The organism is Moorena sp. SIO4A5 (genome assembly GCF_010672005.1).
Taxonomy (GTDB): Bacteria; Cyanobacteriota; Cyanobacteriia; order Cyanobacteriales; family Coleofasciculaceae; genus Moorena.
This window is the reverse complement of the sequence record NZ_JAAHHZ010000198.1, coordinates 1-9502: the sequence shown is the minus strand read 5'-3', so window position 1 is coordinate 9502 and position 9502 is coordinate 1. Positions and strand designations below refer to the sequence as shown.

The 9502-nt window shown below is 44.6% G+C and carries 7 protein-coding genes and 1 pseudogene; 6 read left to right on the top strand and 2 right to left on the bottom strand.

The features are described 5' to 3' along the window. The coding region (gene pruA / locus F6K57_RS31890; protein WP_293072085.1) for an L-glutamate gamma-semialdehyde dehydrogenase at positions 1-3061 on the bottom strand (3061 nt) is incomplete at its 3' end. A 586-nt stretch (positions 3062-3647) separates the two neighbouring features. Here pruA and F6K57_RS31885 point away from each other — a divergent pair. The 3 genes from F6K57_RS31885 (at position 3648) to F6K57_RS31875 (ending at position 4312) form a co-directional block, all read left to right on the top strand. After that, the gene (locus tag F6K57_RS31885) at positions 3648-3770 is read left to right on the top strand and encodes a hypothetical protein (protein ID WP_293018682.1); all 123 of its coding nucleotides are present in this window, start codon (positions 3648-3650) and stop codon (positions 3768-3770) included. Between the two features lie 138 nt (positions 3771-3908). After that, positions 3909-4049: a hypothetical protein gene (locus tag F6K57_RS31880; protein ID WP_293018684.1), complete on the top strand. Its 141-nt coding sequence runs from the start codon at positions 3909-3911 to the stop codon at positions 4047-4049. A gap of 59 nt (positions 4050-4108) precedes the next feature. Continuing rightward, positions 4109-4312, top strand: coding sequence for a DUF433 domain-containing protein (locus F6K57_RS31875; RefSeq protein WP_293018686.1), 204 nt, complete (start codon positions 4109-4111; stop codon positions 4310-4312). Here the strand turns inward: F6K57_RS31875 and F6K57_RS31870 are convergent. After that, positions 4290-4418: a hypothetical protein gene (locus F6K57_RS31870; protein ID WP_293018688.1), complete on the bottom strand. Its 129-nt coding sequence runs from the start codon at positions 4416-4418 to the stop codon at positions 4290-4292. The genes F6K57_RS31875 and F6K57_RS31870 overlap by 23 nt on opposite strands. Positions 4419-4825: 407 nt before the next feature. On the opposite strand from F6K57_RS31870, the gene F6K57_RS31865 reads away from it, so the two are divergent. The 3 genes and pseudogenes from F6K57_RS31865 to F6K57_RS31855 form a co-directional block, all read left to right on the top strand. Beyond that, positions 4826-5029, top strand: a complete 204-nt coding sequence (locus tag F6K57_RS31865) for a hypothetical protein (protein ID WP_293018690.1) — start codon at positions 4826-4828, stop codon at positions 5027-5029. Then, positions 5020-6441, top strand: coding sequence for an NB-ARC domain-containing protein (locus tag F6K57_RS31860; RefSeq protein WP_293072084.1), 1422 nt, complete (start codon positions 5020-5022; stop codon positions 6439-6441). Before F6K57_RS31865 ends, F6K57_RS31860 begins: the two co-directional genes overlap by 10 nt. Positions 6442-6524: 83 nt before the next feature. Then, a pseudogene (locus tag F6K57_RS31855) lies at positions 6525-9502 on the top strand (hypothetical protein); the annotation flags it as partial.

The window sequence follows — 9502 nt, the reverse complement described above, 5'->3', positions numbered from 1 at the left end:
CATAGTTGGTACTGTTGGCTATATCAAGGGCTTCTTGGAAATTCTTTGCGGCCATTACTGCTACTACTGGACCAAAGATTTCTTCTTGGGCAATGGTGGCCTTGGGGGAGATATCTTTAAAGATAACTGGACCAATAAAGTATCCGGTCTCAGGTGCTGGCATTTCTAATGCTACGTTAGCTTCCTGACGTCCTTTTTCAACGTACTCCCGAATGCGATCGCGTGCAGTAGCATCTATCACTGGACCGACCTGGGTACTGGGTGCTTCTGCTGGCCCAATGTTAAGCGATCGCGTTGCTTCCACTAACCGTTTTAGGAAGCTTTCATACACTGGCTCTAACACAATTACTCGGGAGCAAGCGGAACACTTTTGACCACTGTAACCAAATGCTGATTTCACGACTCCAGCTACAGCTTGGTCGAGGTCAGCACTTTCATCTACGATAATTCCATTCTTACCTCCCATCTCCGCAATGACTCGCTTGAGATGTTTTTGACCTGGTTGCACAATGGCGGCATCGGCGTAGATACGACAACCGACTTCTTGGGAACCGGTAAAGGCAATTAGATGGACATCGGGATGCTTGACCATATGGGCACCGACGGTTGAGCCTTTGCCTGGAACGAATTGAAATACTCCTTTGGGTATCCCGGCTTCTACTAAAATTTCAGCTATTTTCCCGGCAATCACTGAGGAGTTTTCTGCGGGTTTGAGTAGAGTACAATTCCCAGCCACTAGGGCTGCTACAGTCATTCCTGTAGTAATGGCCATGGGGAAGTTCCAAGGAGAAATGACTAGGGCAATACCTCGGGGTTGATAGACATAGCGATTGGTTTCTCCAGCAATGTCGTAGTTATATCCATCCCTTAGCCGTTCCATCTCTGATGCGTAGTAATGACAGAAGTCAATCGCTTCGGAGACTTCTGCATCCGCTTCCCGTAATGGTTTCCCAACTTCCAGACAGACCAAGGCTGATAATTCAGCACGGCGTTGTTCGATCAAGTCTCCTGCTTTACGTAAAATACCAGCACGTTCGCTTACTGGTGTACGTCGCCAACTGGGAAATACTGCTTTAGCTTTCTCGATTGCTAATTCTGCTTGTTCTACAGAAATTAATCCAATTTTCCCGATCACGACCCTAGGGTTAGAGGGATTAACAGAATCTACTGTGTCTGTTGTAGGCTGATATTCCCCATTGATTAAGGGTAAATAGGTCTTACCTAGTTGTTGGCGAACGGTAAGTAAGGCTTGTTTAGCTTTTTCTCTGGCTTCTAGCTGAGCATAGTCTGTATTGGCAGCATTGGTGAATGGGTTAGTAGGTTGAAGGTTAGCAGGTTGTTCGCCTTTGGCGTTCCCGTAGGGTAGGTTAGAAGGTTGTTCGCCTTTGGCGTTCCCGTAGGGTAGGTTGGAAGGTTGTTCGCCTTTGGCGTTCCCGTAGGGTAGGTTGGAAGGTTGTTCGCCTTTGGCGTTCCCGTAGGGTAGGTTAGTAGGTTGTTCGCCTTTGGCGTTCCCGTAGGGTAGGTTAGTAGGTTGTTCGCCTTTGGCGTTCCCGTAGGGTAGGTTAGTAGGTTGTTCGCCTTTGGCGTTCCCGTAGGGTAGGTTTGAAGACGGTTGTGAACTTTCAACATTCAACTTTCCAACATTCAACGTGCCAACATTCAACGTGCCAACATTCAACTGTTCCTGCAACGCTTTTGGTGGTGCAATCAATTCCTCTACGGGTCTATCTTCTAAGCTTTGTCGTAGGAAGGAACTATTTGCGGTATTTTCCAATAGCCGCCGAATCAGGTAAGCCATTCCTGGTAGTAGCTCTCCATAGGGTGCATAAACCCTGACTCGATGACCCTGATTGACTAAGGCTTTGGCGAGTTGGTCTCCCATACCGTAGAGGACTTGCATCTCAAAGCAGCGACGGGGGATATTGAGATTTTCAGCAATTGCGATCGCATAAGCTTGGGAGCGCACGTTATGAGAACCGATAGCGCTATAGACGTACTCGTGGTTTTCTAGCAGCAGTTGGGTGATACGCTCAAAATTGGCATCTGTGGCGGCTTTCTGGTTATATACTGGTTGGGGCCAATGGTTTTGGAGTGCTGTTATCGTCTCTTGGTCCCAATAGGCTCCTTTGACCAAGCGTATGGTTACTGGATTACCCCGCTGTTTTGCCCAGGCAATCAAGTCCTGACAATCTTGTTGTGACTCTCGCAGATAGGCTTGCATGGTAACACCGATATCGGTGCGAGAGCGAAACTCTTCTTCCATTAACAAGTCTTTGAGTATGGAGAAAGTAATGTCTTTGTACTCATACTGCTCCATATCAAAATGAACCGCCGCCCCCAATTCTTTGGCACGGCGGAGCAATTTGCGGATGCGATCGCACACCCGATTTTGGCTACCCTGAGGATCAAGAGAATCAAATTGAGAGTAGAATGCTGTCAGTTTAACCGATACTTGGACTAATGGCAAGGATTTACCATCAGCAACATCAATTTCCTCTACCTTAGACCACTGTTTTGCTGCTTCAGTGAGTTGTTCGATCAGTTGCAGATAGCGGTCTAGGTAAGACTGAGCTTCTGGTTCTGTAATTACGGCTTCCCCCAATAAATCTAGGGTAAATGCCATCTTCTGGTTTCGAAGGCGTTTAATGGTTTTAAGGGCCTGGTTGAGATTTTCCCCAGCAATATACTTTTGGGCTAGGGTGGCTACAGCAGCAGATATGGTTTTGGCTGCCAGTTGTCCTGGTATGGAGTCGGGATTGGTGAAATTGAGCATTCCCTTCAGGGCAGCAGGCAGTTCTACTGACTCATCCCCTAGGTATTCTTGAAAGTGACGAGCAACTTCCGTTTGGCTACGCAGTGCCGGTAGGGTATCGATGAAGCGAAATAGCTGCACCCGTAGTCCTGGATTACTCATTGCCCAGGCTAGTAACTTATCATCCCACCGCATTTGGTCTCGCATTTGGGCAAGAAAGGAACCTTTCTCCCGAGTTGCGGCTAGAAGTTCTCTGGCAATTTCCTGAGTTTTGGCTTCGTAAGTGCTTTTGGGGATTTCTATAACCACCGGTGGTAGACTCCTGTTCTGGATGCTGGCAGTTTTTGATAAAACAATTATTATATTTTATTTTCTCTAGTTAAAGCAAGATTTGACTTGAGTCTTTAGAGGGATTTGAGGTAAGCATTCAGTTTTTATTCAAAATTAGCTCAAGTACCGTGGAATAGGCTTCTAGCCTGTGACATGTGGAATAGGCTTCTAGCCTGTGACATGTGGAATAGGCTTCTAGCCTGTGACATGTGGAATAGGCTTCTAGCCTGTGACATGTGGAATAGGCTTCTAGCCTGTGACATGTGGAATAGGCTTCTAGCCTGTGACATGTGGAATAGGCTTCTAGCTGATAGAAAAGCCAGAATTAATGATCGTGATATTTTTGGCATCATAGAAGTAACTCCTATTTAGGTGGGAGGAAAACCGCGCTGGTGTGGATTAATGGTTATGACCAGCGCGGTTATTAGTATCGGTCGTCACTTTCTATACTATACATAACTACTCTAAAAAAAGCAAGGGGCAATTAAAAGTTTTTACATTTATTTACAACTAAAATTTTTAACAGGATTTATACTCAAATTTGTGTAGGATTTAGCTAGTTTTTTTGGGTTATAGCAATTGTAAATTAATTGTAATAATTTTTGTTTCCTGTTCCCTGTTACCTGTTCCCTTTTACTACTCCCTACTCCCTACTCCCTTTTTACATCAATCCTATGTTTACATTTAAACTCAAAATGCTATAGGATAGTATCAATCATCATTTACAGACTAGTTATGTTAACCCTTGATGAAATCGAAACAGCTATTCGACAATTACCGAACAGCGAGATTATAGAGCTGGCAGCCCGCTTACAAAATTATTTAGATGATGCGCGATAATAGGTGGGACCAGCAGCTAGAATCTGACCTAAAATCTGGAAAGCTAGACAAGCTTATTGCCAGAGCAGAAGCAGATATTGCTACCAATCAAGTTAAGGAGCTTAATGAAATCCTTGACGACACCTAATTTTTCGATAAATGCTATAAACTAGATTAACCATAAATCTAAGTAAACAACTAATCATCATGAATTGGAGAGAATACATTCATTCCAATCCCAACATTTTATTAGGGAAGCCAGTGGTTAAAGGCACTCGTTTATCCGTTGAGTTTATTTTAGGCTTGTTTGCTGCTGGTTGGACAGAGTTACAGATATTGGAAAGCTATCCAACACTAACTCCAGAATCAATTCGAGCAATCTTTGCCTTTACTGTTGAATGTATGCCATAGCAAAGGGAACAGGGAATAGGGAACAGGGAACAGAAGAAAAATATTGATGTAGGGTGGGCAGTGCCAAAGATAAATAACAGCAGCTGGCGATAGCATTAGTAAGCACTGCCCACCGGGCGAATCAATCACAAAGCGAGAATATTGATGTAGGGTGGGCAGTGCAAAAGATAGATAACAGCAGCTGGCGATAGCATTAGTAGGCACTGCCCACCCTACTAACTTTAAAATAGCGAATCAATCACAAAGCGAGAATATTGATGTGGGGTGGGCAGTGCAAAAGATAGATAACAGCAGCTGGCGATAGCATTAGTAGGCACTGCCCACCGGGCGAATCAATCACAAAGCGAGAATATTGATGTGGGGTGGGCAGTGCAAAAGATAGATAACAGTAGCTGGCGATAGCATTAGTAGGCACTGCCCACCCTACTAACTAACTCCCTAAAACCCAGACATTTTTACCTGACCGAATTGAAAACCTCTGTATACTGAAATTGTGAGTCATCTCCTTCAACAATGGAATTATTCGCTGCTGCCGTTTTCGCTATTGCTACTGTGCTCGCCACTAAAGCTATAGAAAAAACTGGGGGAAATGTCGGGCAAGTTGTCTGGGACAATACTAGCCAGTTTGTGGAATCTCTGAGAAACCAGTCTCCATATACAGTAACTGCGATCGCAAAAGCTCCAGACAATCTCTTGATTATGCCGAAGTGGTATTAGAAGTAGAAGCAGCAGCGAAACAAAATCCGGAAGTTGTCCAAAGTATCGAGCATTTAGTGACTACTAGTGAAAATTACAACATTGATAATATGAATAACCAAACTCGATTCAATCAAGCTCCCCCACTACCTCCTTATTATGTGGAACGCCCGGAAGTAAGCCAACGACTAAAACAAATCCTTTTATCCCAAGAAACCGCTAAAGCTGGCACGTTAGTTGTTAGTGCTATCTATGGTTTAGGAGGAATTGGAAAATCCACCTTAGCTGCAGCATTAGCCCATGACAAAGAGGTTCAATCCCATTTTACCGATGGGATTTTTTGGGCAACCTTAGGTCAGCAACCTGATATTTTATCTTTTCTAAGTAGCTGGATACAGCAATTAGGAGATTATGATTTTAAACCAATTAACACTGAGGCAGCTTCTTTACAACTAAAAACATTATTATCCGATAAAAAAGCCTTGCTAGTTGTCGATGATGTTTGGCATCCTGACCATGTTGAACCCTTTCGAGTGGGAGGGGATGGCTGTCGGGTTTTAGTCACTACCAGAGAAGCCCAGGTTAAAGATGCGGTTACCTATGATTTAGATGTGATGACTCCCAATCAATCCTTGGAGTTATTAGCGTCTTGTTTAACCAACGAGATAACTAATAAAAAATTAACTAATCAAGAACTCGAATATGCTGAAACCTTAGCCAAAACTGTCGGCTACTTACCCCTAGCATTAGAATTAGCTGCTGCCCAAGTTAGGGATGGCATCTCTTGGCAGGAGTTACTGGGTGAGTTAGAAGATTTAATTGTTGGTGTAGAAGCTTTAGATCGATTGAAAGCAGAGGAAGAGCCAAGTGATGCTAAGCGCAAAAACTACAGTCTAGTGGCTTCCTTTAATCTCAGTTTAAAGGGATTATTCGACGACGATAGATTGAAAAACTTTGCTTGGTTAGGGATACTGCCGGAGGATGTCACCATTACTGAAACCATGGCGACTACCTTATGGGATTGTAATTTAGTTGAAGCCAAAGATACGTTAAGATACTTACGACAAAAAGCGTTATTACTACCAGGGTTATCTACTACACCAGACACTAACTATCGCCTCCATGACTTGTTACATGATTTAGCCCGTAGTCTTGTTCAAGCAGAGCTAGGATTATCTATTACTGAAGCCCATCAACAATTATTAGAACGTTATCAAACTAAGACCGATAAGGGATTATGGCATACTTTACCCGATGATGCTTATATCTATAACCACTTAATCTGGCACCTAGAGAAAGCTAAAAAAATTAATGAAATTCATCAACTCCTGAAAGAAGAAACGCCAGCAGGAGATAACGGTTGGTATTGGCAGTGTGAGAGACAGGGAAAAACTGCTAATTTTTCAAGGATGTATCGAGAGCTTGGGCAATAGCAGCAGCTAATTTTACAGAAAATCCTACAGAATCGATTAGTCTACAGTGTCGGTATGCTCTGATTACTACATCCCTCAACAGCTTGGCTGGAAATATTGGTCCAGAGTTAATGGGAGCATTAGTTGAAAAAGAAATCTGGACCCCAGCTCAAGCACTAGCTTATGTGCGACAGAGCAAAGATTCTGAAAATAAAGCAGAAGGTTTGAAGGCAATTAGTGAGTATCTTCCCCCTTCTTTATTACCAGAAGCTTTAGATTGTGCCAGAGGGATTTCCCATGAATACTACCGAGCTAATGCTTTAATCGACTTAGCTCCTCACTTACCCCAATTGTTGTTACACCAAGCCTTAGAAGTTGCCAGAGGGATTTTGGATGAATACTACCGAGCTAATGCTTTAATCGGGTTAGCTCCCCACTTACCTCAAGGGTTGTTACCCCAAGCCTTAGATTGTGCCAGAGAGACTAAGGCTGAATTCAACCGAGTCGATGTTTTAATCGCCTTAGTCCCCCACTTACCTCAAGGGTTGTTACCTCAAGCCTTAGATTGTGCCAGAGAGACTAAGGCTGAATTCAACCGAGTCAATTTCTTAATCGGGTTAGCGCCCCACTTACCTCAAGGGTTGTTACCTCAAGCCTTAGATTGTGCCAGAGAGATTGGGGATGAAGAGGACCGAGCACAAGCCTTAATCGGCTTCGCCCCCTACTTACCTCAAGTGTTACCCGAAGCCTTAGATTGTGCTAGAGAGATTAAGCATGAATCCTACCGAGCTCATGTCTTAATCGACTTAGCCCCACACTTCCCGGAAGTATTACCAGAAGCCTTAGATTGTGCCAAAGCCATTCCTGATGGAAACCAGCGAACAAGAGCCTTAAGAGCCTTAGCCGCTTACTTGCCGGAAGTATTACCAGAAGCCTTAGATTCCGTCAGAGCTCTTTGGAATGAAACATACCGAGTCGATGACTTAGGAGCCTTAGTTGTCGAGTTCCCGGAAGTATTACCCGAAGCCTTAGATTTCGCCAGAGCCATTCCGGATGAAGCAGACCGAGTCGATGCCTTAGGAGCCTTAGCTGTTCACTTTCCGGAAGTGTTACCAGAAGCCTTAGATGGTGCGAGAGCCCTTGGGCATGAATATGACCACGCCGATACCTTAGAGGGTACAGACAAGCGAATCTATCTCTTTAAATTAAAATTGAAGATCCACAATATAATCCACAATATAGAGGAGCGACACAAGCGACGAGCACAAGTCTTAAAGGACTTAGCCCCCTACTTACCGGAAGTATTGTTACCCCAAGCCTTAGAGGTTGCCAGGGGAGTTCGGGATGAATACTGGCGAGCCGATGCCTTAATTGCCTTAACTGCCCACTTCCCGGAAGTGTTACCAGAAGCCTTAGATGCTGCCAAAGCTATTCAGGATAAAGGAGACCGAGAGGAGGCCTTAAAGGAGTTAGCCTCTCATTTACCGGAAGTGTTGTTACACCAAGCCTTAGATTACGCCAGAGGCCTTGGGGATGAAGAAGACCGAGCCGAGGCTTTAATCCTCTTTGTCTTTGACTTACCGGAAGTGTTCTTAGACCAAGAAGTCTTACGTTACGTCCCAGGGATTGGCGATGAATACTTGCAACGCTATGCCTTAATCGGCTTAGCCCTCCACTTCCCCGAATTGTTACCAGAAGCCTTAGATTTCGCCAGAAACATTCCGGATCAAGACCAGCGAGCCCATGCCTCAATCACCTTAGCTCCCCACTTACCGGAAATGTCTAAATCTTTCCGAACCCAGGCCATAGAGGTTACCAGAACCATTCGGGATGAAAAGCAACGAGCCCAGACCTTAAGAGCCTTAGCCCCCCACTTACCTCAAGTGTTGTTACCCCAAGCCTTAGAAATTACCAGAGCTATTCGGAATGAATACCACCGAGTCCAGACCTTAAGAGCCTTAGCGCCCCACTTACCTCAAGTGTTGTTACCCCAAGCCTTAGAAATTACTAGAGCTCTTCCCAGATACGACCCACCAGTCAATGTCTTAATTGCCTTAGCCTCCCGCTTCCCCGAAGTGTTACCAGAAGCCTTAGATGCTACCAAAGCCATTCCGGATAAATCCTTCCAAGTCAAGACCTTAATCAGGTTAGCTCCCCACTTACCAAATGTGTTGTTACAGCAAGTTTTAGATTACACCAGAACCTTTGATTATCAATCCCTGCGAGTCGATGTCTTAATCGGCTTAGCTCCTCACTTACCCGATGTGTTGTTACAGCAAGTTTTAGATGAAGCCAAAGGGATTGGGCATGAATACTACCTAACCAATACCTTAATCGCCTTAGCCCCCCACGTATCCGATGTGTTGTTACAGCAAGCCTTAGATTGTGCTAGAGCCCTTCGGGATGAATACTGCCGAGCTTTAGCCTTGGGAGCCTTAGTCCCTCACTTACCTGAACTGTTACCAAAAGCCTTAGATTGCGCCAGAGCGATTCGGAATCAATACCACCGAGACAATGCCTTAATCCGTTTAGCTCCCCACTTACCCGAACTATTACCAGAAGCCTTAGATAGCATCAGAGCCATTCGGAGTCCATCCTCCCAAGCCTATGCCTTAATCCGCTTAGCCCCCCATTTTCCAGAAGTGTTACCAGAAGTCTTAGATTGTGTCAGAGCCGAGAATGACTACGAACGAGTCGATCTCTTAACTGACTTAGCCCCCCACTTACCGCCAGTGTTTTTAGGCCAAGCCTTAGATTGCGCCAGAGCCATTCGCTCTGATTATCAGCAAGGCAATGCCTTGGTGGTCTTAGAACCCTACTTACCGGAAGTGTTGTTACCAGAAGCCTTAAGTGTCGTCAGAACCCTGAATGGATTTTCCCAAACCTCTTTCTTAGAAAACTTGCTCAAGAATTTAAATCCTTCGTTGGTTGATTTTTCTGGTTGGCAACAAATTCTTGATTGTTTAGCTAGTCTAAGCCGTCCCGATTTTCTTAACCATCTTCCTCAATTAGCTCCTTTAATCATCGAGCTTGGGAGTGTTGAAGCCCTAAGAGAAACGGTGGCAGCGGTTGATGATGTTAG

Excerpts from the sequence above, each read along its gene's own strand:
- F6K57_RS31880 (WP_293018684.1), top strand. The coding sequence starts at position 3,909 with ATGATGCGCGATAATAGGTGGGACCAGCAGCTAGAATCTGACCTAAAA.
- F6K57_RS31875 (WP_293018686.1), top strand. The coding sequence starts at position 4,109 with ATGAATTGGAGAGAATACATTCATTCCAATCCCAACATTTTATTAGGG.
- F6K57_RS31865 (WP_293018690.1), top strand. The coding sequence starts at position 4,826 with ATGGAATTATTCGCTGCTGCCGTTTTCGCTATTGCTACTGTGCTCGCC.